At 53.3% G+C, this 25623-nt stretch carries 20 protein-coding genes and 1 pseudogene; 8 read left to right on the top strand and 13 right to left on the bottom strand.

Annotated elements, in window-relative coordinates; all coding sequences use genetic code 11:
* Nucleotides 1-126: 126 nt before the first annotated feature.
* Complete coding sequence (gene hisC / locus HYD27_RS06805) at nt 127-1194, top strand: histidinol-phosphate transaminase (protein WP_219212868.1); 1068 nt, start codon at nt 127-129, stop codon at nt 1192-1194.
* A 58-nt stretch (nt 1195-1252) separates the two neighbouring features.
* On the opposite strand, the gene HYD27_RS06800 is transcribed toward hisC, so the two are convergent.
* The 8 genes from HYD27_RS06800 to HYD27_RS06765 form a co-directional block, all read right to left on the bottom strand.
* Nucleotides 1253-2710: a glycoside hydrolase family 1 protein gene (locus HYD27_RS06800; protein ID WP_219212866.1), complete on the bottom strand. Its 1458-nt coding sequence runs from the start codon at nt 2708-2710 to the stop codon at nt 1253-1255.
* Between the two features lie 19 nt (nt 2711-2729).
* Nucleotides 2730-4019 carry a PTS sugar transporter subunit IIC gene (locus HYD27_RS06795; RefSeq protein ID WP_219212865.1) on the bottom strand — a complete coding sequence of 430 codons (1290 nt, stop codon included), beginning with the start codon at nt 4017-4019 and terminating at the stop codon, nt 2730-2732.
* Nucleotides 4020-4022: 3 nt separating this feature from the next.
* Nucleotides 4023-4328, bottom strand: coding sequence for a PTS sugar transporter subunit IIB (locus HYD27_RS06790; RefSeq protein ID WP_219212862.1), 306 nt, complete (start codon nt 4326-4328; stop codon nt 4023-4025).
* A gap of 1 nt (nt 4329) precedes the next feature.
* Entirely contained in the window at nt 4330-4668 is a 339-nt protein-coding gene (locus HYD27_RS06785; protein ID WP_304623693.1) for a PTS lactose/cellobiose transporter subunit IIA, read from the bottom strand.
* 19 nt (nt 4669-4687) lie between these two features.
* Nucleotides 4688-6607: a BglG family transcription antiterminator gene (locus tag HYD27_RS06780; protein ID WP_219212860.1), complete on the bottom strand. Its 1920-nt coding sequence runs from the start codon at nt 6605-6607 to the stop codon at nt 4688-4690.
* 250 nt (nt 6608-6857) lie between these two features.
* Nucleotides 6858-7610: an ABC transporter permease gene (locus HYD27_RS06775; RefSeq protein WP_219212858.1), complete on the bottom strand. Its 753-nt coding sequence runs from the start codon at nt 7608-7610 to the stop codon at nt 6858-6860.
* A complete protein-coding gene (locus tag HYD27_RS06770; RefSeq protein WP_219212856.1) occupies nt 7604-8380 on the bottom strand; it encodes an ABC transporter ATP-binding protein in 777 nt (258 codons plus the stop codon). Before HYD27_RS06770 ends, HYD27_RS06775 begins: the two co-directional genes overlap by 7 nt.
* Complete coding sequence (locus HYD27_RS06765) at nt 8361-9374, bottom strand: ABC transporter substrate-binding protein (RefSeq protein WP_219212853.1); 1014 nt, start codon at nt 9372-9374, stop codon at nt 8361-8363. Before HYD27_RS06765 ends, HYD27_RS06770 begins: the two co-directional genes overlap by 20 nt.
* Before the next feature lie 469 nt (nt 9375-9843).
* Between HYD27_RS06765 and HYD27_RS06760 the strand changes: the two are divergent.
* Nucleotides 9844-10068, top strand: a pseudogene (locus HYD27_RS06760) (transposase); the annotation flags it as partial.
* Nucleotides 10069-10198: 130 nt separating this feature from the next.
* On the opposite strand, the gene HYD27_RS06755 reads toward HYD27_RS06760, so the two are convergent.
* Nucleotides 10199-16045 (bottom strand): hemoblobin-interacting domain-containing protein, encoded by a 5847-nt coding sequence (locus HYD27_RS06755; protein WP_219212851.1) that lies wholly within the window; start codon nt 16043-16045, stop codon nt 10199-10201.
* A 329-nt stretch (nt 16046-16374) separates the two neighbouring features.
* Complete coding sequence (locus HYD27_RS06750) at nt 16375-18090, bottom strand: cellulase family glycosylhydrolase (RefSeq protein WP_219212849.1); 1716 nt, start codon at nt 18088-18090, stop codon at nt 16375-16377.
* A 366-nt stretch (nt 18091-18456) separates the two neighbouring features.
* Here HYD27_RS06750 and HYD27_RS06745 point away from each other — a divergent pair, with 366 nt between their 5' ends.
* Together HYD27_RS06745 and HYD27_RS06740 are read left to right on the top strand one after the other, a co-directional pair.
* Complete coding sequence (locus tag HYD27_RS06745; RefSeq protein ID WP_219212848.1) at nt 18457-18771, top strand: histidine kinase; 315 nt, start codon at nt 18457-18459, stop codon at nt 18769-18771.
* Between the two features lie 82 nt (nt 18772-18853).
* Entirely contained in the window at nt 18854-19327 is a 474-nt protein-coding gene (locus HYD27_RS06740) for a jacalin-like lectin (protein WP_219212846.1), read from the top strand.
* Here the strand turns inward: HYD27_RS06740 and HYD27_RS06735 are convergent.
* The gene (locus tag HYD27_RS06735) at nt 19305-20279 is read right to left on the bottom strand and encodes a LacI family DNA-binding transcriptional regulator (protein ID WP_219212844.1); all 975 of its coding nucleotides are present in this window, start codon (nt 20277-20279) and stop codon (nt 19305-19307) included. The two genes, HYD27_RS06740 and HYD27_RS06735, sit on opposite strands and share 23 nt — an antisense overlap.
* Before the next feature lie 376 nt (nt 20280-20655).
* On the opposite strand from HYD27_RS06735, the gene HYD27_RS06730 reads away from it, so the two are divergent.
* Entirely contained in the window at nt 20656-20880 is a 225-nt protein-coding gene (locus HYD27_RS06730; RefSeq protein WP_019908812.1) for a helix-turn-helix domain-containing protein, read from the top strand.
* A 37-nt stretch (nt 20881-20917) separates the two neighbouring features.
* Here HYD27_RS06730 and HYD27_RS31940 read toward each other — a convergent pair whose 3' ends face one another.
* Entirely contained in the window at nt 20918-21388 is a 471-nt protein-coding gene (locus HYD27_RS31940; protein ID WP_228745012.1) for a hypothetical protein, read from the bottom strand.
* A gap of 287 nt (nt 21389-21675) precedes the next feature.
* On the opposite strand from HYD27_RS31940, the gene HYD27_RS06720 reads away from it, so the two are divergent.
* The 3 genes from HYD27_RS06720 to nagA are packed head-to-tail and all read left to right on the top strand — an operon-like array spanning nt 21676 to nt 24457.
* Nucleotides 21676-22554 (top strand): MurR/RpiR family transcriptional regulator, encoded by an 879-nt coding sequence (locus HYD27_RS06720; protein WP_219212842.1) that lies wholly within the window; start codon nt 21676-21678, stop codon nt 22552-22554.
* Entirely contained in the window at nt 22554-23282 is a 729-nt protein-coding gene (gene nagB, locus HYD27_RS06715; protein ID WP_219212840.1) for a glucosamine-6-phosphate deaminase, read from the top strand. The genes HYD27_RS06720 and nagB overlap by 1 nt, the downstream gene beginning before the upstream one ends.
* Nucleotides 23270-24457, top strand: coding sequence for an N-acetylglucosamine-6-phosphate deacetylase (nagA, locus tag HYD27_RS06710; RefSeq protein ID WP_219212838.1), 1188 nt, complete (start codon nt 23270-23272; stop codon nt 24455-24457). The genes nagB and nagA overlap by 13 nt, the downstream gene beginning before the upstream one ends.
* 247 nt (nt 24458-24704) lie before the next feature.
* On the opposite strand, the gene HYD27_RS06705 is transcribed toward nagA, so the two are convergent.
* Nucleotides 24705-25604, bottom strand: coding sequence for a YhcN/YlaJ family sporulation lipoprotein (locus HYD27_RS06705; RefSeq protein ID WP_219212836.1), 900 nt, complete (start codon nt 25602-25604; stop codon nt 24705-24707).
* Nucleotides 25605-25623: the final 19 nt, after the last annotated feature.

Here is a 25623-nt window from a genome sequence, read left to right as displayed (position 1 = left end):
GATATCATGTGCAAAAGAAGAAGCCTTGAGGCCCGTCACTTCATTGCTTTAAAGCGATAATCAATATATATTTAGAATACCTCCTTGGCTTCGGTCAAAATAATCAGCAGAAAGGACTTACCGGTTATGAGCAAATACTGGAGCACCACCACCTCGGCCCTGACACCTTATATTCCCGGCGAACAGCCTATAGAGGGCAGTATGGTCAAGCTGAATACGAATGAGAATCCCTACCCTCCCTCAGAGAGGGTACTGGAGGCCATCCGCCGTGCCGCAGACAGCAAGCTGCGCCTCTATCCCGATCCGCACGGAAGCAGACTGGCGGCGGAAATCGCCGGACGGTTCGGATTATCCCAACAGCACATCTTTCTGGGCAACGGTTCGGATGAAATACTGGCATTTGCCTTTCAGGCATTTTTTGACCGCGGACTGCCTGTGCTTTTCCCGGATGTGACCTATAGCTTCTATAGCGTGTACGCCAATTTATACGGCCTCTCTCATGCTCCGGTACCCTTGGATGAACAATTCCGCATTAAGACCGGCGCATACAGCATACCGAACAGCGGGATCATTCTGCCGAATCCCAACGCCCCTACCGCTGTCTGCCTTCCGCTGGAGGATATCCGCAGGCTGCTGGCGCAGCATACAGAGCATGTGCTGATTGTGGACGAGGCTTATATTGATTTCGGGGGTGAATCCGCCGTGCCGCTGATTGCCGACTACCCCAATCTGCTCGTCATTCATACATTGTCCAAATCACGTTCATTGGCGGGGCTGCGGGTGGGCTATGCCCTTGGGCAGCCGGAGCTGATTGAAGGATTGAACCGGGTTAAGAATTCGTTCAATTCCTATACGCTGGACCGGTTGGCCCTTGCCGGAGCAGAAGCCAGCTTTCAGGATGAAGCACATCTGCGTGAAACAACCGCCAGGATCATCCGCACCAGAGAAACCGCCAAAATGCAGCTTGCCGGGCTTGGATTCCAAATGACGGATTCCACCGCAAATTTCCTTTTTGTCACCCATCCCGCCGTTGCGGCAGCCGTCCTCTTCCGCAGGCTGAGGGAGCATGGGATATTGGTGCGTTATTTTGACAAGCCGCGCATTGACAACCACCTGCGGATCACCGTAGGAACGGATGCGGAGATGAGACTGCTGCTGGAGGCTCTGAAGGAAATATTGCAGGCAGAGAAGTAAACGGCGGCTATCCGTCCAAAATGAAACGGCCCTGCGGAAAAATCCGCGGGCCGATCTGCTAATCGAGCTGCTGACCATTGCTTGCGATCACCTTTTTATACCAGTAAAAGCTTTTCTTCCGATACCGGTTCAAAGTTCCGCTGCCGGCATCATCCTGATCCACGTAGATATAGCCATACCGCTTCCTCATTTCCGAGGTGGATGCGGAGATCAGATCTATGCAGCCCCAGCTTGTGTAGCCCAGCAGTTCCACTCCATCGGCAATCGCCTCAGCCATTTGTTCAATATGCCTGGCTAAATATTCAATCCGGTAATCATCCCGGATGCTGCCGTCATCTTCCCTGACATCCGCAGCGCCCAGCCCGTTCTCAACCACAAACAGAGGAATTTGATAACGGTCATGCATTTCCTTCAACACCACACGCAGGCCGATAGGATCAATCTGCCAGCCCCATTCGGAGCTCTTCAGATGGGGATTGGCCAGTCCCGACGACAGATTGCCCTCCGTTCTGTCCGTAATGCTCTCGTCCGTACTGACAGTTGAAGACATGTAATAGCTGAAGGAGAGAAAATCGGCCAGGTTGCCGCGCAGAACCGCCTCGTCCCCGGGCTCCATTTCAATGGTCACGCCATATTCCTGCAGATGCCGCCTGATATACGACGGATAATATCCTCTCACCTGAACATCCGAGCAGAATTGGGCCATTTGATTCTCGGCCTGGGCCTTCAGCACATCTTCCGGACGGCAGGAATACGGATACACCAGCTTGCGGGCCAGCATACAGCCGATCCGGAACTCCGGATTGATCTCCCGGGCGCGCTTGACGGTCAAGGCGCTGGCGACGAACTGGTGATGGAGCGCCTGAAAGGCGGCCTGCTTCCCGTTGTCCCTGCCTTCTGTCAACACTCCCGCACCCAGAAACGGGAACTTGATTGTGCAGTTGATCTCATTGAAGGTCAGCCAGTATTTAACCTTATCTTTATAACGGCGGAGCACTGTATCCGCATAACGGAGAAACAGGCCGATCAGCTCCCGCGACTCCCAGCCGTTGTATTTGACGCTCAGATGGACAGGCATCTCATAATGGGAGAGCGTGACCAGCGGTTCGATGTTATATTTGCGCAGTTCATTAAAAACATCTTCATAAAAGCGGAGTCCCGCTTCATTGGGCTCCGTTTCTTCACCGTCCGGAAAGATGCGCGGCCAGGAAATGGACATCCGGAACACTTTAAATCCCATCTCGGCGAACAAGGCAATGTCTTCTTTGTACCGGTGATAGAAATCGATCCCTCTGCGTTTGGGGTATTTCTGCTCCTGCTTGTCAAGGATAGCGGCGGAAAGCTCCGCCCTGGACATCCCCAGTATATGCTCCAGGCTCTTGCGTTCCTCCGGCGGAACATACTTCACCACATCCGCCGTGGACAGCCCCTTGCCATCCTCTTGGCACGCCCCTTCCACCTGGTTGGCTGCAACCGCTCCTCCCCACAGGAAGTTCTCCGGAAATTGGCTGGACATCGGATAGTCCTCCTTAGATTTAATTGGCTGCCGACGCCTTCACTTCGGCCTGCTGCTCCTGCCCGAACGCCTCGGCGTCGGCTTTTTTGAAGAACGGGTAGTAAATCACGAAGCTGGCGGCAATCATCACCAGTTGGAACGCGGCAACCCGCCAGCCTCCGTTCATCCAGCCGTTAACCAGCACCGGAATGCCCAGCGGCACCTGAATGCCGTGCAGCACCGGCAGAATGCCTATCGAGGTCAGCAGAATTGCCATTCCGCTGCTCACCAGCGGTGTCAGAATAAACGGAATCATGAAGCGCATATTGAGGACGAGCGGCATTCCGAAGATTACAGGCTCATTCACGCCGATCAGACTGGGAATGAAGGCCAGCTTGCCCAGCGTTTTATACCGCACAGACTTGGCGAACAGCATGGCGGTAACCAGCCCAAGCGTTGCCCCGGCACCGCCGAGCAGCACATAAACCGGGAAGAAGGGCGAGCCGATAATATGCGTGCCCTCAACACCTCTTTGATAGGCGTCCAGATTTTCAAGGCCCAAGGCCACCCAGATCGGACCCACTACGGAATAGACAACCAGTGTACCGTGAACGCCAAAGAACCACAGCAAGTGGATTAAGAAGATGCAGATCAGCATCGCCCACCAGGTTCCGCCGAGGCTGGTCAGCGGCAGCTGAATAATTGAAAATACAAATTCGTGCATATTTCCATATTTCGTCGCCCCAAAGATCGCGGCCAGAATCAGCATTACGATGACTACAATGAAACCGGGTGTTAAAGCCGCAAAGGATTTCTCGACGGTAGGCGGAACTCCCTTCGGCATTTTGATATAAAATTTCTTCTCTAAAATGAAGGTATACAGCTTGCCTACGATCAAAGCCACGATAATGGCTACAAACAGCCCCTTGGCCCCCAGCCAGGAATAGCCGAAGGCTTTGGTCGCACCATCGTCCAGCAGGCCCTTCGGAGTTACCAGCAGAAAGCTCATCAGAGCGAGAATCCCCGCCGAAAAGCCCTGCTGCTTAAGCTGTGCCGCGAAATTATAGGCAATGGAAAATACCGCATACAGAGCAATTAAGTCTGTTGTGATTGTCGACGGAATCGAGGTATATGTCTTAAGTCCGGTACTTTCCAGAAAGTTCTGGTAAGGCTCCAGCTTCAATGCGTTGATGAGAGAAAAAATAGCACCCAGAATCAAGATCGGCATCAAGGCCATTAAGCCGTTGGAAATGGCACTGATATAGTTGTTTTTCTGAATTTTGGTACTGGCTTTCTGGATCTTGGCTCTCCATTCTGCGCCGCTTGCCATGTTCTAGACCCCCTTCTCCATCAGCTCAAGCGCTGTTCCCAGCACTTTATCCCCATCCATCATGCCATAATCCATCATATCGATCGTTGTTACCGGAATAGACGGGTATTCGGCAGCCAGCTCCCCTTCGGCATGACCCATTTGCGGTCCAAGCATGATGATGTCAAAAGGCTTTTGGGCGGCTATATCGTTCTCCGCCACCGCATCGATTACAATCTCAATCCCTCTGCCACGGGCTGCTTCCTTCATGCGTTCCACCAGCATGCTTGTCGAGAATCCGCCTGCACAGGCAAGAAGTATTTTTTGCATTCTAGTTCACCGTTCCTTTCCATTCCTGCTCCATAATTTTGCGTTCCTTGATTTCTTCAATTAATTCCACGGCCAGCTCTCTGACCGTCAGCGCGTTCATCAGATGATCCTGCGCATGAATCATGAGCAGCGTAATTTCCGTTTTTTCGCCCCGCCCCTCGGCCTGGATTAGTCCGGTTTGCACTTTATGTGCTTTGGTGAGGCTTTCTTTGGCACTCTTGATCAGTTCCAGCGCTTCTGTAACAGCACCTCCGCGCGCGGTGCGTACCGCCTTCAGGCTAAGACTTCTCGCTTCCCCGCTGCTCGCAATAATTTGCATAATCATTTGTTCGTAATCCAAATGTCTCCACTCCTCTTGTCTATAGTAAGCTTTCTATCTCACACATAAACTGCTCATAGCTGTTTACTGACAGCAACCGGTTGCGGGTATCCTCCTTCTCCATCAGCAGCAGCAGCAGCTTGCTGATCTCCTTATGCAGAAAAAGCTGGCCCGGGCGCAAATTTATCAAGAAAATCAACTGCACCGTCTTGCCTTCGTACACAAGCGGCTTCTTCAGCAGGGTCACACTAATGCAATCCCTGATGGCGCTCATTTTCATCGGGTGGGGTCCGGCAACCCCGTTTCTGTAAATGGTTGTGAATTTATTCTCTCTGAACAGCACTTGATTGGGAAAATCCTCGTCGGCGTATTTCCGGCTCACAATCTCCCCGCATCGCTGCAGCAGCAGGTCTGTATAATTCTCCGGGCCTGATAAATGAAACAATTCCTTGCGGAACAGATCCTTGAAATCCATCAGCTTATAAGAAGGCTGCGTCCGGTTGATCTGCAGGGAAAGTATTTCTTTGATCCGCTGAATTTCATAATCATCCAGCAGCTGTTTAATATGAATTACCGGTTTTCCCTTAATCTCTGTATCCAGCGGCACTGTCGTAAGAATCAGGTCCACAGGCTTGCCGCTGATCTCCTCAAGCTCTGTTATGGACGCTGTGATTACGAGCGCCTTCGGAAACAAAGCTTCAAGCTTCAGGCGAAGCAGCTGGGCACTGCCTGCGCCCGAGGAGCAGATGACCGCTATCCGTCTGAACTGCTCCAAATTACGCTGCTGCATCCGTTCCAGATGTGTAGCGAAATGCAGAGCCACATAGCCCGCCTCGTCCCGCGACATTTTGAAACCATACTGCTCTTCCACAATGTCCGCGAAACGGAAGGATATCACAAATACATTGGCATACTGGCTGTATACGTCCTCCACAAGCGGATTGCCGAGTTGAAGATTATAGTACAGGCGGTTCAGCAGCGGGAACATATGAATCAGCAGTGCCTCCCGCAGCTCCTGGTCCTGATTGAAGCCGGTGAGAAATTCCCGGTCCAGCCGGTCCAGAATACCGCTTATCCCCTTCCGCAAATGTGCTTTCGTTTCTTCCGAGATATGCTCCATAATGGTTTTGCCTGAAAGGTGCAGCGCCAGATAATCAATTTCATCTTCGGGAAGAGTGATCTGATAGTTGGATTCAATCCAGCCGGCGATTCTTGCGGCGATGTCATGGTACAGCGGCTCGTACGCACCCTTCATGTCCTGCCCGGAGACGATATAATTATGCCTGGAAATCCGGTACAGGAGAATAAACAAATGGGTCACTATATTATTCAGGAACACATCGGAGATTTTCAGCTTCTTCTCCTTCAGCACCTGCAGCAGATAGGCCTTTAGCTGATCCTTGTCAAATACCCGCTCATAGGCGTGAAAATCCTCCGTGTGCTGCAGAGCATGTCCATTCTGTAAAATAAAGTGGGAAAAGGCCTTGCGGAAGTCTTTCTCATCCCCCTCGATTTTCATTCCATAGTGGGCCCGGCGCGTTAAGGTCAGCCTGAAGGGGGATAACCGCTGTTCCACCTCCTTCAAATCGGAGATGATGGTTGAGCGGCTGATGCCCATTTCCTCCGCCATCCGGTCCATCGACCTGAAGTCGTCGCTTTGCAAAAGATAGAACAACAGGTACTGCTGCCGGGATTGCCTGTTATCGAGGTCTACCTGGTCGCGCTGCAGCAGCCCCTTCTCCCAATACGCGCTAAACCGCGGCTCATCGCTGATATCCAGCAAATAGCCCTGCCCCCGGATCATGCGGACCCGGAAGCCGTTCGCCTCGCCCGTCTTGTCCAGCGAACGGATGACATCCCGGATCGTCCTTTCGGAAAGGCCCACCTCCGCTATCAGCTCGCCCATGCGCACAGGCATCTTGCGGGTGAACAAGATATTGACAATCGTATATTCTCTCATTGAAATCCCTCATTTGTGATACTAGTATCGGATGAAGCAACCCAGCTGGTTATAGCTCTATTTTACTTGGAAGCGTTATCTTCGGAACAGTTTGTATTCTGCAGTTTAGAACGGCAGAATCTAGCTATAACGGCTGCAAATCAACGATAGTGTGGTCATAAGGAAAGCATAATAAACAAAAAGACGGCATTTCATTCCAAAAAGAATGAACGTCGTCTTTTTTTGCAATTCAAGGATTATATAACGGCACTTATCGCCGCCATTTCATAAATTTGTAATCCAGAACATCCACCAGCAGGAACAGTACAAAGCCGACCAGGCTGAACAGAATAATGCCCGCATACATCTCCGGATAGTCCAGCCTCAGCCAGGCATCCATGATGAAGAAGCCCATGCCGTGCTCCGTCCCGTAAATTTCGGTGAAAAACAAAACGGAAATCGCTGTTCCGAGCGAAATCCGGATGGTGCTGAGAATGACCGACAATGCGCCGGGCAGCGTCACATTCCAGAATTTCTGCCCCGGGCTTGCCCCGATGCTGGTCAGGACATCATAGGTGCTCTCGGGAATCGCCTTGACACCGTCACGCACGGAGATGATGACCTGGAACAGCAAAATCAGCATAATCATCAGCACCTTGGAGATTTCGCCGAGGCCGAAGAACAGCATGACCACCGGCAGCAGCGCAATCTTCGGAATCGGATAGGTCAGATAGACCACCGGGTCCAGCAGCCGGTTCCACAGCGGCGAACGTCCCATTAAGAGACCCGTCAGCAGGCCGATCAGCAGTGCCAGGAGCACGCCTTCGAAGATCCGCAGCAGGCTGTACCCGACATTCAGCGCCACATCCCCGGCTCCCAGCTCAAGCATTGCCTCATAGACTGCCCCCGGGCTGGGCAGAATCGGGTGGTTCATCAGCAGATAGGCCATGTACCAGATGATGTTCATGCACAAAAAGACTAATAACAACCGCAGCACATGAGAAAGACGCCGTTTTTTCACCATTTCTCAAGCATTACCTTTCTGATCCGCTTGCTCTGTTCAAAGAAATCATCGCTGTCCCGTTTGTGCTCATGCTGCATTGCAAAAACAGCGGCGTTATCGAGAATCTGGGGGGTGTCCTGTTTGCCTGACGGCATAACGATGATTTTCTGCCCGAGCAGGATCGCTTCCTCCACATCATGGGTGACAAACAGCGCGGTTGCCGGATGAGCCAGCCAATTGTCCAGGAAAATCTGCTGGAGCGCTTCGCGGGTAATGGCATCCAGCGCGGAGAATGGCTCATCAAGCAGCAGAATGGCCGGCCGGATGGCAAATGCCCGGGCGATGGCCACCCGCTGCTGCTGTCCCCCGCTCAGTGAGAGCGGGTAGCGGCCGGCCAGCTCGGCAATTCCCATCGACGTCAGCCAATGGGTAATTTCCGCTTCCACGGACTCCCTGCTCCCGCCCGCCGGACGGGTAATCCGCATGGCTACCCGGATGTTGTCACGGACGGTTTTCCAGGGCAGCAGCCCGTAATTCTGCGGGACAAGCCCGATCAGCGTGTTTTTGTCATGAACGGATTTCCCGTTGAACAGCAGCTCGCCCTCATAACCCGGCAAAAGTCCCGCCACCGCGCGCAGCAGCGTGGATTTGCCGCTGCCGGAAGGCCCGATAATCGTATAGATCCCATGCTCCGGCAAGGTTAAATTGACTTGCCCGAGCGCCAATTGCCCGCTTTTATATTCCACTTGGAGCGCTTTGATGCTGAGTCCGCTATTTCTTAAACTGGACATCGGAGATCACTTCTTCAGCCGATATATTTTTGGTCAGCAGGCCTGTTTCCCGTGCCCAGGCAAATGCCGCTTCCACTTCCTTAACGTCCACCTGGTTCGCAGGCAGGTACTCCGGCACTGTAATCTGATCCTTCAAGGTGTCCGGATAGCCTACCTCCTTGATAATCAGGTCAATATACTCCGATTGGTCATGCGATTTCATATAGGCTACCGCTTCGTCATAAGCGGCATACATATCCCGAATGGCTTGTCCCTTGGCATCAATGGCGCTTTGCGGAAAGGCCAGCACAAACGGGTTCACTCCTGCGGTCTTGGTGGAGCTGAGCACGCGCAGGCCCGCCGCCCGGCCCATAGTGACATAAGGCTCCGGCAGTATAGCCGCATCGGCTTTTTGATTCTTCAGCAGCTCCAGACGGGTCGGAATTTGCGGCACTTCGGTCACGGTAATATCGTCTCCGGTCAGACCTGCCTGCTTCAGCATCATCGCGACCGTATATTGGGTTGAAGTATTCTTGGATAAAATCACCGTTTTGCCTTTGAGATCCTGTACATCCTGAATGGCGTCATTTCCGGTCAGCAGATCGAATTCACCGGTAGTGGTGCTGGTGATCTTCACATCCAGGCCCGCTTCGTTGTAGATCGACATCGCCACCAAATCGGCGCTGATGCCATCCACTTTACCGGCCTGAAAAGCCACATCACGGTCTTTGGCGCTTTTAAACGTCTGAATCTCCAGGTTCACGTTATGCTCCTGGTCGAAGCCCTGCTCGTGGGCAATGATAAATGGAATAGCGTCAATCGAAGGCAATAGTCCCAGTGTAAGCACAGCCGCCTCAGCCGGTGCTTCATTTGCCGCCGGCGCGTCTGCTGCGGCATTTCCCGTATTTGGCGTGCCGGCATTGTTCGTATTAGAGCCGCAGCCCGCCGCAGCCATACTGACCGCAGCGGCCAGCATAAACAGCATCATTCGGTGTTTCCGGTTTGTTCTTTTCATGATTTTCGGGCAGCCTCCATCTTCTCTGTTGATTGGATTCTGAAACTTTCCTTCCCTTCGGGTCGGCCAGGCAATGCATCATCTGACATATGCGAATTAATTCACATAACAAGCGAAAACGGCCCTCCTCCCTCTGAACGGGGGGACAGCCCTTAATGAAGTAATCCGTTTTGGCAAGAATTATGTACACTGCCTGCTCCCCCAAAAAATCTAAGCAATGCAATTTTACACCCATTGCTCTATTTTGTATATTTATAAATTGAAATAGTTTGCCGGATTAACTCCACGGCAAAAAGCCTCCCCTCGCCCAGTCAGGGCTAAGGACTATTGATAATGATTAACTACTGTGATGGAACCGGCACCGTTCACGGCAAAGAGGCTGACCCAAAAGCCATGAAATGGCTGCTTGGATCAGCCCTTTTTTAAAAGATATTTATATGTTTCACGCTATACATTAGCCTTATCTTTCTCGCAGAAACGGTTGCGGAGTGAAGAGGGCTACGCCTTAGCTGTACGCCGAATTACGGAGCCAGAAAGTGTATTGGGACAACTAAAAAATAACCGGGGCTTCCGGCGTTTTCTGCTTCGCGGGATCGAAAAAGTGACGCTAGAGGCCGGTTGGCTTTCACTTGCCCACAATCTGCTGAAGCGAGCAGCCCTGGACCAAAAACATAGAGCAGCGCTCCTCCAATAACAGGAGGAGCGCTGCTCTATTGACTTTTATGCTTTTAAAATTGATGGCGGCCTGTCTCCGCTCGTAGAAAATCTACTTTTGAGACAGCCCCTTTGTGCTGCTTATTCAGCGAATCCGGTCAGCCGGAGCCTTACAACTCCGCAAGCGTACCGTACACCTCAAATTCCCACAGGGAGTAACCGTAGGGAAGCCCGCGTTCCGTGCCGGTCAGGCGGACATGCCGGGCCCTCACATTTTGAAGCGTGATTTCGTCGATATTGCCGTCGCCGCTGGCGGTGGCAAATACCTCCCTCCAGTCGCCGGCAACCGGATATGCAGCACTCGAAACCTCAATCCGGTAGCCTTTGCCGTAAGCCCCTTCCCAGTTCAGCAGCAGCTTATCCAGGCTGTAGACGGCACCGAGATCTACCGCAATCCACTCATTGTCGGAAAATTCCGATTCCCAGCGGGTTCCTGTATTGCCGTCAAAAGCCCCCGCGGCCGGCTGGAGGGCGCCCGAGGAGGACGCCTCCTTGTTCAGCGCCACGTTCACTGCCGCCGCGGGCGCTGCCGCAACCGGCTGCGCAAGCACCGCATCGGCATACCCTGCCGCCGATACTGTAACCGCATAGGTCTTGGCGGCGGGGAACAAGGCAGCCTGCAGGGTAATTACGCCCCCGCGGACCGTATACTGCCCAGGCGCTGCGGCAATGCCGTCCACCTTGACCGCAGTGATGGCGCTTCTCCAGCCGGAATCATCCGTGAAGCTGACCGCGATGTCCTGGCCGACTGTATTGTCCGCTGTATCCGCGCTAAGAGCGGGAGCCTGTTTCGGATTTCCGGGCTCCGGCCCCTCAACATTTCCCCGTGTGCCGTACACCTCAAGCTCCCACAACGAATATCCGTAAGGTGTTCCCCGCTCAGTTCCGTACAACCGGACATGGCGTGCCGTCTGTCCGTTCAGGGGAATCTCATCGATTCCGCCTTTGCCGCTGTCTGTGGCGTATACATCGTTCCAGTCATTGTCCCCGGGTTCCGCCGCCGTGGAGATTTGAATTTTATAGCTTTTGCCGTAAGCCCCTTCCCAGTTCAGCAGGAGGCTCTCCAAAACGGAGGCGGCACCGAGATCTACCGCAATCCACTGCGGATCGGAAGCAGCCGATTCCCAGCGCGAATTGTCATTGCCGTCAAAAGCGGAGGCGGCCGGCTGAATGCTGCTGGAAGAGGAAGCCTCCCTGCCCAAAGCCAGGTTCGCGGCGCCGGTTTTGACCTTTTGCGCTACGGATGCATTCGCATAGCCCGCTGCGATGACCGAAATAGTGTAGCTTTTCGCGGATGGAAACAGGGATGACTTCAGGAGAATTGCTCCCGGACCGACCGTGTACTGCTCCGGCGCAGCCGGAACACCGTCTACTGCAAGGGAAGCAACCGCCGCTCTCCATTCAGCATTGTCTGCGAAGGAAATCTGAAGATCCCGTCCGACTGTATTTTCAGCGGTATCTTCCACCAGAGCGGGGGACGGCTTCACTTCTCTAATGGCTACGTCATCAATGAAAACGGTATGCTCTTTCCCGTTCGTGGAGCCATCTATATTGCCGAGTAAATAGATCAGCTTCAAGGTCATCGTATGGGCCGGAGTGATGGAGGCCGTATATACTTTGGTGCGGTCTTCAGAGATTTCATAGGTGATCTTGTCGGCACCCGTATAACCGTTCAGTTCGGCCACAATCGGCCGTTCCAGATCGGACCAGGCTTTGAAGCTTAATTCATAAGCTTTGCCGCCCTCAAGCCTGATGCCATCCTGCAGCAATTGGGTGGACCAGCTGTATGGCACATTCCACTCATTCTGCTGGGCACCGTCGAAATGGATATCCACCGCGGAAACACCGTCTTCTACGTCCCAATGGGACCAATCCTCCGCCTCTGTCCAATATTGCCAGCTTGCCTTTCCGTTGGACATCGAGCCGTTATGAACCAGATTGCCGTCGCTGCTGAACACCTGCTGCTGTACAGAGACCGGCGCGTACCCGGAGGCTTCCACAGTAACCGTGTAACTGCCGTCCATGCTGAACAGCTCCGCAGCCAGGGTGATGCTTCCCGCCCCTACGGTGTACCGGGATGCAGGAACCACGCTATCGCCGATTATCAGCGCTTGAACAGCCCCGCTCCATCCCTCTTCCGCAGCAAAAGTAATCTCAATCGGCGCTCCCACAACATTGCCGCTGTTATCCGGAACAAGGGTAGGCGGCCGTTTTACCGGAGCATCCTTGATCTCAAATACCACATTGTCGATCACAATATCATGGACCGTGGCCGGTGCGGAGGAGGTTTGGCCGAGAATGAATTTCAGCGCCACCAGATCATCCGTCGCCGCCTTGAAGACATACGTAAAATGCTTTGTTTCCGGAGTCAGGTCAATCGCCCCGGTCTGAAAACGTCTGGTATAGCCCGCATTCTCCAGCGCTGCCTCGATATTGCGGTTCACCGAGGAGCTGGCATCGAAGGAAAGCACGTATTCAAAGCCCCTGGACAGTGGCAGGCCGGATTGGTTCAGCATCACGTTCCAGGCTTCCGCTCCGGGATTCTGCACCGTGATCTTCGCCTGATCCCCTGATGACGAGAAGGTCGCCGCCCCTCCCTGGACAAAGGTCTCCCAGCCTTCCAGGCCGAGCGCAAAATCGCCGTTGGCCAGCGGGAACAGCTTCACGCCGCTGTAATCCACATTATTGTTGGTCGTACGGATCAGCTGCACATTATCGAGTGTAACGCTGCCATTTACAGCCCCTATGCCGAATTCCAGCACTGCCTGCTCATCCGTTGTACCGGCTGGCATTGTAAAGTGCAGGGACTGCTGCTCCATATTCGTATCCAGCGTAAAACGGTCTTCCGCATACACAGTGCCGCCATCCTTGCCGGCAAGTGAAGCCTGTACACTTCCCGGTGCTGAGGCCTTGGCGTCGAAGGTCAGGATATAGCTGTCCTTTTGCAGCAGATTCATCCCTTGCTGGGACAGCGTCACTGTGCCGGAATCCGCTCCTGCCCCTGTTGTCGAGACCGTCAGCTGCCGGGACAAAGGATCTACTGCTGCTTGCGCGGAAGCCCCGTCCCGGACTGCGAAATCCCAGTAAACCATCCGGTCCATCGTTCCCAGGTCGAAGCCGCCGTTGTACACATGGTTGCCGTTATCAAGCGGCGCTTTGGGAGCGTGAGTATCCACCAGCGTTTCCGTCTCCTCCACTTTGACCTGTCCCAGCCATACCGGAACGGTGCTTAAGCCCATATTGAATTCCAGGCGGGCCAAAAGATCAGTGGCCTCGGACATTTGGAAGATAAATGAATAGTGCTGCACCTGATTTTTAAGCGAGACCGGAAACACATCAGAATAGGCTGCCCAGGCTCTGTCGGCTCCGCCGGAGAGCTTCATGTTTATATTTCTCGCAGACCCGGCCTTTGCATCAAAGCTGACCTTGTAATAATGCCCCTTGACGAGAGACACGTTCTGGATCAGCTGGACGGAGTAATCGTTGCTTCCCCCGTTTGTAATGCTCATTTTGGCATAAGGCGTTCCCTCCACGGTGTCGACGGCGGCGCCGGCTGCTCCGCCGGTACCTGTCACCGCATTCCAATAGAGAGGATCAAGCGCTTCATCCGCCGTAATCGCATGGAACCCATGCTCATAGGCGGCATCGTAGACATAGCTGCCGTCGATTGCCGTTTTGGCGTTGGCCGGAACCGGCTCTTTGCTGATTACCGGTTCAATAGGCTCCTTATAGTCCCGTCCCGTCAATTCATAGACACGGACATAATCCACTTCCATCTGTGCAGGCAGCATGGAGCCCGTCGGCTCCAGGCCTCCGTCATAGTTGCCGCCGACCGCCAGATTAAGAATCATGTAGAACGGCTGGTCGAACGGAGCGGGGAATGCGTTTTTCTCCGGCTGTCCGCTGCTCCAGCTGTACCAGTCCGTCTCCGTGAAATACAGCCGGCCATCCACGTACCAGCGGATCTCGCCCGGCTCCCATTCCGCGGAATACGTATGGAATCCGGTAATGGACTCCCCTTCGGGGAAAACATAGTGCCCGCCTCCGGCTTTGTTGTTCGGGAAGTTTTTGCCGAAATGAAGTGTGCCGTCGACTGTTCCCGGAACCCGTCCGCGCGCCTCCATAATGTCGATCTCCCCGGAAGCCGCCCAGGTGCCGTAAGCCTGATCCTTCGGCATCATCCAGAACGCCGGCCACAGCCCCTGCCCCTCGGGCAGCTTGATCCGGGCTTCAAATTTGCCGTACGCCTTGCTGAAGGTCGGGTCGGTGAACAGTCTGCCCGAGGTGTAAGGCTTGCCGCCGACCGTCTCCTGTCTGGCTTCAATCACCAGATGTCCGTCCTGCACCTTGATATTGTCCTTCTGGTAATATTGCTTCTCGTTGTTGCCCCAGCCATCCAGCCCGTATTCCTGTCCGGTTCCGTTCTGGTAAGCCCACTTGTCCAGGTTGACCCCATTGGCATCCAGATGGTTCCCTTCGCCGGAGAACTCATCGTTCCATACCAGGCTCCAGTCGCTTTCATTTACAATCGGCTGCAGCAGCCGGACCGGCTCGTAGCCTGCGGCCTTGACCGTGACCTCGTAGTCTTTAACGCTGCCAAAGGCGCTTTCCCCGACTGTAAGAAGGCCTGCGGCCAGCGTAAAGGCCGTTTCCGGAAGAGGCACACCGTCCACCAGCACTTCGCTTACCGCAGCTCTCCAAGCCGCATGGTCGGCAAAAGTAAGTGCCACCGGCTGTCCCACAACATTCTGATCCGCATCAGGCGACAATACAGGACCGGCCGGGAGGGAGATATCCGTAGTACTGACCGGCTGTTCACCGGTAGCTTCCTGCGCGCCCTTCAGCTCCAGTCGCACAGTATCAATCAAAACATCATGCGGCGCAATAGCCGCAGCATCCGCATCGCCGAGCAGAAACTTCAATCCGGCGGTTTCATCGCTCTCCACTGTGAACTCATACCGGTAGCTCAGCGTGGAATTCTCCAGCTGAAGCCTCTCGTTCAGGAGGCGGACATAACTGCCGTTCTCCACAATGGCTTCTATGGAGCGCGGCAGTGTGGACCGGGCAAAAAAGCTGAGCACATAGGTTGCGCCTTGGGACAGCGTCTTGCCGTTCTGCATCAGCATAATATCAGACGGATAGGCTCCTGTCTTATCTATAGCGATCCTTGCAGCATGGCCTGCTCCGTCAAAAACCGCTTCGGAGGCCCCGGGTTCGGCTTGATCCGATGAGTAGCTCTCCCAGCCATTTAAGCCATCTGAGAAATCGCCGTTCGCCAGCAGAAAAGCCTTCGCCCGCGCATCCTTCACCTCTACTCTGACATTATCCACGAATACAGCATGCTCTCCGGCAGCAGCCAGGCCGTCCACCTTTCCGAGCAGTATTTTGAAGGAGGCGGTCAAATCGGCGGTCACAGGAAGCTCATATGCAAAGGTCTGCATTGCTGTGCCGAGCCTTACCTTTTGGCTGATATAACGTCCGTTTGCATCATCCACTACAATCTCCGCGTCTCTCGCCTGAGTAGCTCTGGCATCTACAGACACAACATACGTATTTCCGGCATGCAGCTGAAAATCATTCTGCATGAGCATCACATCCCACGGGTTGTTGCCCTGGCTGGCAATAGTAAATTTCAGTTCCCCGCCTTGCACAGCAAATTTTGTCGTGTAGTCCCAGCCGTCATAGCGTCCCTGCACATGCTCGCTCCAGCCCGCGGCACCATTCGAGAAATCACCGTTTTTCAGCGGGAACTGCCCGGCAAGCGGAAGCCTGTCCAGCCCATTGTCTTCGGCTGCGGCAAGCGATCCGGCAGCCCCAGCCAGCATCTGCTGCTCCCCTGCCGCAAAAGCCAGGCTATCCCCTTCCACAGCAAGCTCCGTCTTGGCCGCGAGTACCCCCGGCACGTAGACGGACAGCATCAAGAGACATAGCAGAATGGAGATCATTTTTTTAGGCAATATGATCACGCTCCTTTTCTTATCCTTTGAATGTTAACGCTTACAAAAAGTGCATCAGCAGAAACGGATTAGCCACCCCTGAAAGGCCGCACCGTTTCTGCGGTAATTAATCCTTCTTCCGCAAAGTTCCCTGAACCTCACCGCCTATCCTTAGCAGCTCTGATGAATTGTTATATATTTCATGCTATCCCATCTCCATCTTTACTTCCACGGTACAAAATAACGAAACCTTTACTAAATCAATGAATCTTGGCAAGCAGCGGCAAAAAGCCTTCTCCCGCCCGTAAACGCACCGGGTGAAAAAGAAGGCTCTGTCTTATTCGCTTATTTTACATAGCCGTCCCTGTAACACTCGTTCCATTCTTCGTAATTTTATAATTCACAATTTCACCGTTCCAGAAGTGGAATTTCAGAATTACCTCGCCGTTGTTCACTTCGTTAAAGAAGGCCGGCAGCAGGCTGATCCCATTTGTGCCGGGGGTGAAGGCATAGCCGAATTCCTTGTACGGAGTCCAGTTTTGCGGACCGGCATTGCCGCCTGAGGCATACACGGCTTCCATCGTAGCCAGCGTGGTTCCATTAAAGGCCGCAGGAATTTTAAACGAGCTGGTCGTGCCCTGGACACTGCTCAGTACAGGCGTGTTGTAGAGGATCACATTAAAGCTCCAATCCGCCCCTTTATTGAAGCGAGCGGTCAATACCGCATTCACTCCGAGCTTGCCGGAGGAGGTCAGGCTGGAGAGTCTGGCAGCCTTGAAGGTCAGCTGATCGCCGCTCAGCGTATAATCCGTTCCCTGGACGAGCCGCTGGCTGCCGTACAGGATGGAGGACAGCGTGTTTCCGTTCAGGTTAAGCTTCACTGTCACGTCTTTGGCTGCTGCCCCTTTTTTCAAATTTATGAGATCGCTTTCAGCAGTGGATGAACGTCCGGTCCAGCTGGCCTTCATCATGTTGTACAGCTGTGGATCGGACCATTGATACGTAGTACGGCCGAAATGCTGGCCATTGTCCCACAGCATCGGCGTAATTTGCTTGGATTTCAGATAGTAGGCCAGATATTCGAAAAATTTCAATTTCTCTCCCTGCTCAATTACACCTGTATTTTTGTCAAAGCCAAGCAGTCCGTATTCGCCCACAATGACCGGAATCCCCTTGGCGGTAAAGGTGTTGTATACATTGGTGAAGGTAGTGTTGATATCATTCTGGGTTTCCGCATCGAATTTGGTATAGCCCGCAATGTTGACGCTGAACGGCCAGAAGCCATAGTAATGCACCGTCGCAATCAGGTTGGAATCGTTCAGCCCGGTAATCGTGCTGTAGAGCGAGTCCATCCGGGTCTGGGTTGGAGACGCTTCCAAGGTAGACAGCACGAGCGGACGGGCGGCATTGTTTCCGCCGGAGCTTCTAACTATGCTGCGGAAGGATACGTTCAGCTCATCCAGCATCTGGAGTGCCTTGTTCTCATCGGTTGTTCCTCCGTCGGTGAAACGCGGCTCATTGACGCTCTCAAACATCAGCTTGTTGGAGTAGCTCTTGAACCGGTCCGCAACCTGCGTCCAGATGGCTTTATAGCGGGCCAGCACCTGATCATGCTGCTGCTCCATCCTGCTGATCCACAGCCAGGAGTCATGGTGGAGATTGATCATTACATACAGGTTCTCGGCCACCGCCCAGTCAACAACCTGTTGGACCCGGGCCAGGTAAGCCGGCTCAATGGTATAGCCCGGAGCGGCTCCGGTATGAACATCCCAGGTCACGGGAATGCGGATGCTTTTGTACCCTTGCGCGGCAATTTTCTTAATCAGCTCCTGAGTGACCGCCGGATTGCCCCAGGAGGTCTCATCCGCACCGGTCGCATCAAGCGTATTTCCGAGATTCCAGCCCGGCTGCATGGCGTCGACATAGGATTGCAAACCTGTAGCTGCGGCGGCAGCCTGTGCCCGCGGCGCTGGTTCCGAAGAAGCAGCGGACACTGCTGGCGCTGCAAGCGCCAGCACCAAAACAGCGATGAACATCAAAGGCATAAACGATTTCTGTTTAAACATAAAAAGTTAATTCCTCCCTTTGTAGTGTAAGGCTCCTTTTTACAACAGATGTGGCCGTGCCGTTCTTTGATCTGTGTTGTCCAGGATGGGGACTACTGCATAAAATCACCTCCGGCATTTTTTGCAAACGCTTACCAGAACCAATATAGCATCATTATCAGCTGGTAAATATCCCAATAATTAGTGTGAAAACCAGTCAAAATTATAGATTTCCCGGTCTTTTTTTGACAAGAGTACAGAGTTCATCCTTTTTCCAATTCCTGTCCCGGCCATTTATGCTATAATAAATCAAAATTACACCGATGAAGAACCCCTCCCGCACATATCCACCGATAATGTATTGATTAAAGCTAAGGAGCTGTAGCGATGAGTGACCCCGTACTTCAACAGATACTAACAGCGTTAACTGGTGTGCAGTCTGACATAAAGGATATGAAATCAGGTATCTCCGGAATGAAATCCGAGATCAGCGAGATGAAATCAGATATCTCCAGCATCAAAGAAGATACCAAGCTGATTCCGCTGATCCAGCAGGCCGTATCCGAAGTGAACGCTGAAGTGATTGCCACCCGCGACACCATCCAGCGTATAGAAGCAACACTGCAGGGACATGACGTCACACTTGATTTGCTGTCAAGACGCTCCATTGACCAGGAAGCCGCATTGAAACGGATTAAATAGCCTCTCTGCCTCTGCATATCGCCAATTCAAGCGTTTGTCTCCATGGGGCAGCCGCTTTTTTTAAAATATAACGCAGAATTATATGCTCGGCACACCGGGTGAGACCAGTGCCGGCAACTTTTTGAGAAGCACAGCCTCCTCAACAAGCAGACCGGTATCTGCAACCATAAGCGGCGCAAGCCGCCTGGATTCCGTAAGTCTGCAATATGCCGATGGAACAACTCTGCGAAACGGCGGCACAGCAGCAACACTCACGCTAAACAGCGGAGAATATATCACAAGCGCTCTGGCATACAAGAACAGCTATAACGGCAGCGGCAGAATATTCTATCTTGAATTGACAGCGAATCTGGGCCGCAAGCTCGCCGCAGGAACAAAAAGCGGATCCCCGACCGCCCTGTCAGCCCCTTCAGGCAGCTATGTCGCCGGCTTCTTCGGCCGTGCCGGAGATAATACGGATAAGCTGGGAACGATCTTCAAGACATTGCCTCTTCCTAATACCTCCAGAAAGCACCAGTCCCCGGTTCCTCTGCCTATACCGTGCTCCGCTCGATAATCCGGTACTCCAGCTTGCGGGTTACCGGAAGGCTGCTGCCGTTAATATGACCGTAAATGATCCCGAAGGCAGCCGCGCCCATCTGGTAAAGCTGATTGTCTATCGTAGTAATTCCGAGCAGCCGTCCGATCGGCTGGTTGTCGAATCCCATCACCGCCAGCTCCTCCGGGATACTCATGCCTTGCTTACGGGCTTCAATGATCAGGCCTGCGGCCACATGATCACCGGAGACAATCATTGCCTCAGGCCGGGACTGCATCTCCAGAAGCTTCCGGGCTACCTCCACGCCGTCCTCCTCGCGCACACAGTCGAAAATCATCCACTCCTTCTCAAAGCGCAGCCCCTTTTCAGCAAGGAAATTTTGAAAAGCGTTCTGGCGGATGGAGGCGCTGCTGCCGTTCTGACGGCCTTCGCAATAGCCGATTCTGCGGTGTCCCTTGCCGTACAGATAGTCCAGCCCATGGCGGAAAGCGGCGTAATGCTCAATATATACTGTAGAGTACTGGCGTTCCCCGCTATTTTGACAGGCAACAATCGGTCCATAAGTGATGTATTGTTCGATGGTTTCGGGCTTCAGTGCTGTGGAGACGATGACCACGCCGTCAATTTCTTTGTTGCGCAGCATGTCCAGCACCTTAAGCTCCTCTTCGGGGACATAATTGGTCTGGCACAGAATCAGCCGATACTGCTCGGTCAGTGCTGCTTGTGCCAGTCCGTCCACCACCACCGAGAAGTAAAAGCTATTGATGGACGGCAATACAACCGCAACCGCCCCCGTACGGCCGGTGATCAAATGGACGGCGTTCATATTGCGTGTATAGTTCAGCTGCTCAATCGTTTTCAGCACCACAGCCCGCTTTTCCTTGCTTACATATGGATGATTGTTCAGCACACGCGATACAGTCGTTACGGAAACCCCGGCAATGCGGGCGATTTCTTTGATATTGGCCATCGGCGCTGCCTCCTGGATCAGGGTATATAGTGCTTTTATTTTAGCATATTGCGTGCCGGAAGCTCTCCGAATAAAAAGCTTGCTATGGAATCCATTTCACAAAATACACTGAAGGAGCAACAGCATTACCGGAGAAACCGGCGTGACCGCAAGGGCGTGACGGACCGGTATATGTAACGGGTGGTCTTCCTGGCGGACAGGAAGGGGCAGCCGTTTTTTTGCCTGTTGATTTCCGTGCCTGTGTTCCTTCTCTCCGCCATCGCCCATTTTAAGGCAGCGACCGCACCATTAACTGCCCCGATACATAATATGGTTTTGACTGTATCCCTTTACCTTGTTATACCAAACAAACCCAGGGCAAGGAGGGGTGACACCATTGAAAGGGAACGAACATCACAGCAAATTTCTGTTGACGCATCGTGAACGCGAAGTATTCGAGCTTCTTGTGCAGGACAAAACAACACGGGATATTGCCGGATTGTTGTTCATCAGCGAAAAAACCGTCCGCAACCACATCTCCAACGTCATGCAAAAATTAAACGTAAAAGGCCGTTCGCAAGCGGTTGTCGAGCTGATCAAGCTTGGGGAGCTGAAGATATAGCTGCCGTGCTTTAGAAGCGACGCGTTTATGCCTTCTTTTATCCTTCGGGATGAGGGGAGGTTTTTTGTTGTGGGAAAATGTTGTCATGGTTTCGAAGTTCACCTTGCATTTGGCTCTCATCATAAAAATCAATGCCAACAATTCCGTCAAAGCCATAAGGCTCTTGAATCGAACCAAGCTGAATTGGAAAATCAGTCAAAGCAATATGTTCAATGCAAAAGCCGGGAATCTGCTGCTCATAACAAATTTCACTCCGTTGCCGTACTCCTGAGAAAAATTCCTCTACAACCTCAACATCACTTCTGCTCGTATGAAATACATATAACTCACGTGTCGGATGAAGCTTGTGCAGTTTTTTATAGCCGCTCCACGCTTCTTGAGGATTGCCGTAGTCCTGAATGACCGCCATATCCTCTAATTGACGCACACGGTTGCTGGAGCTTGCTTTGATTGCTTCCACCAGTACAAAGCGACCTGGGTGCAATTCCGTAATCTCTGCCCGTTTCATCGGCTTCAACTCGCTTGAAATGTCGTGCTTTTATTATAGCACAGTAGCCCACATCTCCAGCGTCATGCAAAAACTAAACTAAAAGGCCGTTCGCAAGCGGTCTTACCCATAAGCACACTGTGTACTCCGGCAGCTTATTAAGCCCGCAGCATTCAGCCAAAACTCCCTCTTGCATCCTTTAGGGTTATGCTTTATCCTAATTATGAAAATAATTTTCTAATTAATTATCATTTTATTAAAAAATAATTTCATCACATCTGAAGAAACTAAGAAAGGAAGGTGGAAGGATGTCTCCCATCCTGCATGCCCTTGAGCATGAGAAGTCCAAGCTGTCTCAAATGGAGCGCAAGCTGGCAGAGCGGATTCTGGCCTCTCCCGGGGAAATCGTCCATATGGGCATTACGGAGCTGGCTGAGCAGTGCGGCATCAGCCCGGCTACGATTACACGGTTCTGCAAGGTGCTGCATTTCAAAGGCTTCCCGGATTTCAAGGTCAAGCTGGCGGCAGAAATTGCCCACAGCGATGTCTCACCTCAGGATGGCAGCTCCTCTTACCAGGATATCGTCGCAGGCAATCCTCTTTCTGTGATTGTCGAAGCGATGCAGGCCAATCATCTGGCTTCCATCCGTGATACCACCTCGCTGCTTGATCTCCAGCGGCTGCAGAGTGCCATTGATGTGCTATGCCGGGCGCGGCGGGTGGACCTCTACGGGATGGCGACCTCTTCGATCGTTGCCCAGGATTTCTACCAGAAGCTGATCCGCATCGGCGTGAACTGCACCGCTTTTTCCGATTCCCATATGCAGATTACGTCTGCGTCTTCGCTCAATCAAGGCGATGTGGCGTTCGCGGTCTCTTACTCGGGGGAAACCCCGGAAACGATTGACGCCTTGAGCTGTGCCGCCGCCAGCGGCGCGGCCACAATCTCGCTGACCTCTTATGGCAGCAATTCGCTTGCCACTCTGGCTGGCATCCCGCTGTTCTCTTCCTCACTGGAGCAGGGCATGCGGCGCGGCGATATGGCTTCACGGATCGCACAGCTGCATATCATCGATATTTTGTTCACCGGAATGGTCAGCACAAGGTTTGGGGATTTCATTCCCAAGCTGGAGCAGTCTTACTTGAATGTCCAACATTACCGTCATAAACGGGGAGGTCAAGCCTAATGAATATTTTGAAATTTAAAAGCAATGAGGATTTCGCACAGACCGGAGCAAACCTGATTGTCAGCCTGCTGCAGAGCAATCCCAAGGCTGTACTGGGTCTTGCTACAGGAAGCTCGCCGGTCGGTGTATACGCCAAGCTGGTCGATATGCACTGCAAGGGCATCGTCAGCTTCGCCAAGGCATCGTCCTATAACCTGGATGAATACGTAGGTTTGCCCGTAGATCATCCGCAGAGCTACCGCAGCTTCATGAATGAGCATCTGTTCAACCACATTGACATTGACCTGTCCAGAACACATGTCCCGAACGGCAACGCCGCCGATCTGGACGCGGAATGCCTTGCTTATGATAAGCTGCTGGAGGATGGCGGCCCGGTCGATCTGCAGATTCTGGGCATCGGCAGCAACGGCCACATCGGCTTCAATGAGCCGGATGCCAGCCTTACCAGCGGCACGCATGTCGTTGATCTGCTTCCTGAGACACTGGAAGCCAATGCCCGGTTCTTCGACAGCCGGGAGGATGTTCCCCGCCAGGCGGTCACCATGGGCATCGGCGGCATTCTTAAGGCACGGCAAATTGTATTGCTGGTGCGCGGCGAAGAAAAAGCAGAAGCGGTAAAGAATGCACTGGAAGGCCCGATCACCACACAGTGCCCGGCTTCTCTGCTCCAGAGCCATCCCAATGTCGTTGTGCTGCTGGATGAAGGTGCTGCAAAATGGCTGAAATAACCTCCACCGCCGGCGAGCTGCTGTTCGGAAAAGTTCTTACCCCTGCAGGAATCATCCAGCAGGGGGCGATCGCCGTCTCGGAAGAGGCCATCCATTACGCCGGTGAAGCCGCCTTTCTGCCGGAAGTCTATGCACACTGGCCTGTAAGCACTGAGGAAACCGGCGGCCTGCTGATTCCGGGCTTCGTAGATGTGCATGTGCATGGCGGGGCCGGATTTGATTTCATGTATGCAAATGCAGAGTCACTGGAGGCGATTACCCGGTTTCATGCCTCGCAGGGAACCACCACCATGCTGGCCACCACCATGACAGCGGACAAAAAGGATATTGACCGCGCGCTCTCGGAAGTGGACGCATTCCGCGCCTCCCCGATGCCTTTTGCACAGCTTGCCGGGGTGCATCTGGAAGGGCCGTTCATCAGTCCCAAATGGTCCGGTGCGCAAAACCCCGAGCATATTGTCCCCGCCAATATTGAATGGCTGGAGCAGTGGGAGGCCTTATATCCCGGACTGATCCGGCAGGTCACCCTCGCTCCGGAACGGGAAGGTGCGCTGGAAGCCGTCACCTGGCTGCGCAAGCATGGAATCACAGCAGCACTGGGCCATACCGATGCTGTATTTGAAGAGGTCATCGCTGCGGCCGATGCCGGCTTGAACCAGGCAGTGCACATGTTCAATGCGATGACCCCGCTCCATCACCGCAAGCCGGGTGCCGCCGGGGCCATCCTGTTCGATTCGCGGATACGCGCAGAGATTATTGCCGACGGCATTCATGTGCATCCGGCAGCCATCTCCGTCCTCGCCCGGCTGAAGAATGCCGGCAATCTGCTGCTGATTACAGACGCCATGTCGGCGACCGGACTCAGTGACGGCGAATACACCATCGGCGACCTTCCGGTTCTGGTCCGTGACGGCGTTGCCAGGCTAAAGGAGAATCCGGAGGCCCTCGCGGGCAGTACACTCACCATGATCCGCGGATTCCGCTATCTGGTGCAGGAGGTCGGTCTGACGCTGGAGGAGGCCTCCAGAGCAGCGAGTATGACACCGGCGGAAGCCCTCGGCATGCAGCGGACCATCGGAACGCTGGAAGCCGGCAAACGCGGTGACATCCTGCTGCTGGATGATGCGCTGGACCTGCGCGGAGTCTGGATCAACGGACGCAGGCTCGCTGACTAAAAATGCCCGTGAATTCATACAAGCGCAGCCCCGGACCGGCTATTTACTGCCGGAAGGGGCTGCGCTTTTTTTGCGTATTATCATTACATTCGGAATAATGCATCAATCCGCAGGAATAATAACAAGCAGAAACGGCTTCGCCGTCCTTATTAGGGACAGGGCGTTTCAGCGAGAAATAGAAGGATAATTTAATGTGCAAAGCATATAAATTCTTATATTTTAAGAAAAGGCTTGCTGGCCATTATGATTAATATCCGCTGCGTGTTGGAAAAATGCGTTCAACCATTGTGCTGAATTCCGTTGCGAAGCCCTTCAACGGATGGCCTGCGCTGAATTCCTCGGCATAAAAGTTTGCCCGCTCCACGAAATCCGGGTTGGCCGATACGTATACATTGTCGATGTTCTTATCGTATTTTTTGACCTCGGCAGCGACCTTATCTTTCATTTCCTTGGTCACAGTATCGTTAGCAATAACGTTGCCGTTACCCGTGCTGTCCGTACTGTATGGAGTGACCGTACGGGTTCCCGCCGCTGTTCCCATACTTCTGTCGATATCCCGTTTCAGGGTGCGGCCATCGGTTATATTGCTGCGGGACATAATTCCGTTGCCTCCATTGCCTGCATAAGCCCCCGGATCAGCCGTCCCTGTTCCGCCGGTGGTTCCTGTGCCTGTCGCGCTTCCCGGAACGCCTGTCATCGAGCCGCCCATGCCGGTCATGCCCGGCGTTCCCGTTCTCGACCCTCTCGTGCCGATAGTCATATCCTTCATGCCGTTGCCTGTACCGTTGTAGCTGTTTATCCGTGTAGTATTGCCGCTGTTTTTGGCATGCGTCCCTCCTGCGGCTTCATCCAGAGTTACCGCAACATATGCGCTTTTGCCAGCCACCATTACATTGGCGGAACGGACTTCCGGCAAAGCCGCCACGCGGTCAGCCAGCTCCTTGCTCATTTCCATCTTGTCGAAGGCATTTGCCTTCAAGCTTCCGGGTACGGAGTTTACACCCAGCCGGCCATCTTGGGCTCCCCGCACACTGTTGGTCTGAACATTATTGTCGCTTGCCGTGTTATTGGTGCCACACCCCGTGATGCTCACCATGCCCAGAAGCAGCGCGGCCATAACCGACATGCTGATCTTTGATCGCAACATGAATTCATCCTCCATCTCT

The sequence above is a fragment of the Paenibacillus sp. S150 genome, assembly GCF_019352175.1.
Lineage (GTDB): Bacteria > Bacillota > Bacilli > Paenibacillales > Paenibacillaceae > Paenibacillus_AQ.
Note: the sequence above shows the minus strand (reverse complement) of the source record. Positions and strands in the feature narration are given on the sequence as shown.

What these genes read in the sequence shown, in the direction of transcription:
- hisC (WP_219212868.1), top strand. Translation starts at nt 127, where the DNA reads ATGAGCAAATACTGGAGCACCACCACCTCGGCCCTGACACCTTATATT.
- HYD27_RS06800 (WP_219212866.1), bottom strand. Translation starts at nt 2,710, where the DNA reads ATGTCCAGCCAATTTCCGGAGAACTTCCTGTGGGGAGGAGCGGTTGCA.
- HYD27_RS06795 (WP_219212865.1), bottom strand. Translation starts at nt 4,019, where the DNA reads ATGGCAAGCGGCGCAGAATGGAGAGCCAAGATCCAGAAAGCCAGTACC.
- HYD27_RS06790 (WP_219212862.1), bottom strand. Translation starts at nt 4,328, where the DNA reads ATGCAAAAAATACTTCTTGCCTGTGCAGGCGGATTCTCGACAAGCATG.
- HYD27_RS06780 (WP_219212860.1), bottom strand. Translation starts at nt 6,607, where the DNA reads ATGAGAGAATATACGATTGTCAATATCTTGTTCACCCGCAAGATGCCT.
- HYD27_RS06775 (WP_219212858.1), bottom strand. Translation starts at nt 7,610, where the DNA reads ATGGTGAAAAAACGGCGTCTTTCTCATGTGCTGCGGTTGTTATTAGTC.
- HYD27_RS06770 (WP_219212856.1), bottom strand. Translation starts at nt 8,380, where the DNA reads ATGTCCAGTTTAAGAAATAGCGGACTCAGCATCAAAGCGCTCCAAGTG.
- HYD27_RS06765 (WP_219212853.1), bottom strand. Translation starts at nt 9,374, where the DNA reads ATGAAAAGAACAAACCGGAAACACCGAATGATGCTGTTTATGCTGGCC.
- HYD27_RS06750 (WP_219212849.1), bottom strand. Translation starts at nt 18,090, where the DNA reads ATGTTTAAACAGAAATCGTTTATGCCTTTGATGTTCATCGCTGTTTTG.
- HYD27_RS06745 (WP_219212848.1), top strand. Translation starts at nt 18,457, where the DNA reads ATGAGTGACCCCGTACTTCAACAGATACTAACAGCGTTAACTGGTGTG.
- HYD27_RS06740 (WP_219212846.1), top strand. Translation starts at nt 18,854, where the DNA reads ATGCTCGGCACACCGGGTGAGACCAGTGCCGGCAACTTTTTGAGAAGC.
- HYD27_RS06735 (WP_219212844.1), bottom strand. Translation starts at nt 20,279, where the DNA reads ATGGCCAATATCAAAGAAATCGCCCGCATTGCCGGGGTTTCCGTAACG.
- HYD27_RS31940 (WP_228745012.1), bottom strand. Translation starts at nt 21,388, where the DNA reads ATGAAACGGGCAGAGATTACGGAATTGCACCCAGGTCGCTTTGTACTG.
- HYD27_RS06720 (WP_219212842.1), top strand. Translation starts at nt 21,676, where the DNA reads ATGTCTCCCATCCTGCATGCCCTTGAGCATGAGAAGTCCAAGCTGTCT.
- nagB (WP_219212840.1), top strand. Translation starts at nt 22,554, where the DNA reads ATGAATATTTTGAAATTTAAAAGCAATGAGGATTTCGCACAGACCGGA.
- nagA (WP_219212838.1), top strand. Translation starts at nt 23,270, where the DNA reads ATGGCTGAAATAACCTCCACCGCCGGCGAGCTGCTGTTCGGAAAAGTT.
- HYD27_RS06705 (WP_219212836.1), bottom strand. Translation starts at nt 25,604, where the DNA reads ATGTTGCGATCAAAGATCAGCATGTCGGTTATGGCCGCGCTGCTTCTG.